3 protein-coding genes are annotated in these 2,558 nt (G+C 49.9%); 2 read left to right on the forward strand and 1 reads right to left on the reverse strand.

The features are described 5' to 3' along the window. Window positions 1-161 precede the first annotated feature (161 nt). The gene (locus RMO52_RS03645) at window positions 162-779 is read left to right on the forward strand and encodes a ribonuclease HII (protein ID WP_309743092.1); all 618 of its coding nucleotides are present in this window, start codon (window positions 162-164) and stop codon (window positions 777-779) included. Here RMO52_RS03645 and RMO52_RS03650 read toward each other — a convergent pair. After that, on the reverse strand, window positions 776-1,360 hold the full coding sequence (locus tag RMO52_RS03650) for a DUF1997 domain-containing protein (RefSeq protein WP_309743094.1): 585 nt from the start codon (window positions 1,358-1,360) through the stop codon (window positions 776-778). The two genes, RMO52_RS03645 and RMO52_RS03650, sit on opposite strands and share 4 nt — an antisense overlap. A 286-nt stretch (window positions 1,361-1,646) precedes the next feature. Between RMO52_RS03650 and pheA the strand changes: the two genes are divergently transcribed. Beyond that, window positions 1,647-2,516, forward strand: coding sequence for a prephenate dehydratase (pheA, locus tag RMO52_RS03655; RefSeq protein ID WP_310410931.1), 870 nt, complete (start codon window positions 1,647-1,649; stop codon window positions 2,514-2,516). The last annotated feature ends 42 nt before the right edge of the window (window positions 2,517-2,558 follow it).

The raw sequence follows: 2,558 nt of genomic DNA on the forward strand, positions 1-2,558 counted from the left end.
GAATGAAACCCAACACACTCACCGATTACCCCCGGTAGGCTGTGCCTACGGCAGGCTACGCCAACGCCAACGATTGGGTGGATGTTGGGTTTCGCCTTGCTCTACCCAACCTACATATTTTGGGTGGTCACACAGTCCCCCAATCCCCCAGTCCCGATCCCATGAACCCCACAAACAACCCCCCACCACGACTCATTGCTGGCGTCGATGAAGTCGGTCGGGGGGCATTATTTGGGGTAGTTGTAGCGGCTGCGGTCATCTTACCGCCGACATTGCCGATCGAGTGTGAAAATTGGGGCGTCAAAGATAGTAAAAAACTCTCAGCTCAACGTCGCGAACGATTGGTGCCGCTCATTCAACAAGTCGCGATCGCGTCTCAGATCGGGATTGCGAGTGTAAACGAAATCGATGAGTTAAATATTCTTCAGGCAACGTTACTCGCTATGCGGCGAGCGGTGATGGGGCTAGCAGTACACCCAGAATTATGTTTGGTAGATGGCAACCAATTAATTCCCCAGCTAGATTTTTCCCAGCAAACATTAGTTAAAGGCGAGGATAAGTCTGTCGCGATCGCCGCTGCTAGTATCTTGGCAAAAGTTTGGCGCGATCGGCTCATGACAGACTCAGCCGCTATTTATCCCCAATATCACCTGAGCCAAAATAAAGGTTATGGCACCGCCGCACACTTACTGGCGATCGAGCGCTACGGAATTACGCCAGAACACCGCCGCTCTTTTCGCCCTTGTCAAGCTCGGAATGGATCGATCCACCCAACTTAGACTTCACCCATTGGCTTGCTAATGAGCAAATCCGGCACGGGAGCAGTCGCGAGATCTCTTGCCCACAGCACATAGTCAGCTAATAACTGGTGCATCAAGCGTTGTTTGAATGTATTGAGAATGCTCTTGAGCAAGCTATTTCCCGCCGACTCCACGATCGATCTGGGCATAAAGCTTAGTGCCGGGGGAAGTTCGACTTGGACTTCGAGATCGGCACAACCATCGAGATAGGTCTGCTCTTGGTACTGATGGGGCGACAATTGACCGATTAAACTCAAACTAAAGCGGCGATCGATATATTCGATGCCCCGAATTTCACACTTAGTAGAAACAATCCGCACGGTACTATCTGCTGCCGTCCACACTCGTAAAAACACCGTGGGCTGAAGCTCGAATCCAAAAAAACTTAACGTCCGCATCGTCAGGCAAAACTCATCGTCGCTGACTTGGCGAATCCGATTTGGATCGACTAGCGATCGCACCAGACGGTGCGGCTGGCGGAGATAGTGTTGAATCGGGATAGAATGCTTAGGTACGGCAATCTCCACCGATCGCGTTGCTGTAAATTTAACAATTTGCATATTTATAACAAAGAAGAATTAGCGAATCAGATCGCCGTTGAGAATTTGGAATTCTTAAAGTATGAAGATCGGGGGAGATGGAGTTGAGAGCAAATCTCGGAAACTGTAGCGAAAAAAGATTTAAGCGATCGATGGATAGTCGCGGTAATATGTATCTACTTCAAATCTTATCGCATTGGCGATTTTCCTGGGGAGAGGCTGCGCCAACGAGATTCTAGGTAAGATTAATAAAATCGGTATTTTGGCGAATTAATACTAAAATAATGCTGATAAATGTCAACTGTTTATGACTGTAAAGATCGCTCACTTGGGGCCTGTCGGTACTTATACAGAAACCGCCGCAATAGCCTACGCTCAGGCAGAGCTAATCGGTACCGAAATTGACTTACGACCTTATCCCAGCATCGCTGAGACGATCGCCGCAGTAGCTAGTGGCGCAGTAACTCTGGCGATCGTGCCAGTGGAGAACTCGATCGAGGGTGGCGTAACGATGACTGCCGATACAATCTGGCAAATTGCCGCGCCCCTCCAGATCCAACAAGCGATCGTCTTACCGATCCATCACGCCTTGATTTCGGTGGCGACTAATCTCAGTGCGATCGAGACAGTCTACTCGCATCCGCAAGCGCTGAGCCAGTGCCAGCAGTGGTTACAAGCACATCTGCCGCAAGCCGCGCGGATTGCTGGCAGCTCTACCACCGCCGCCCTAGCCACGCTAGCCGCCAATCCGCGCACCGCTGCAATTTCTTCCGTGCGAGCGGCAGATTTGTACAACCTCCCAGTCTTGCGCCAGCCAATTAACGATCGACCAGATAATCAAACTAAATTCTGGGCGATTAGTTTACAACCATCATTAGTAGGCAACTGTACCTCGGTAGCATTTAGTCTGCGATCGAATGCGCCGGGTGGCTTGATGAGGGCATTAGGCTTTTTTGCCGATCGGAGTTTAAATTTAAGTCGGATCGAGTCGCGTCCGAGCAAACGTTCCCTCGGTGACTATTTATTTTTCATCGATATCGAAACTGATGTGCATAATTGTCCTGCATTAAAATCTGCTCTTGCCGATTTAGATGCCTACGCCGAAACAGTTAAGAACTTCGGTAGTTATTACACAACTGTCATCGAGCCACTTTCCCCATCAGCCCCTACTATGTAAATCCCCTCCTTGGCGTTGCCCTGAGCTTGTCGAAGGGCAACG

The organism is Chamaesiphon sp. OTE_8_metabat_110, assembly GCF_031382685.1.
In the GTDB taxonomy this organism is placed as follows: Bacteria; Cyanobacteriota; Cyanobacteriia; order Cyanobacteriales; family Chamaesiphonaceae; genus Chamaesiphon.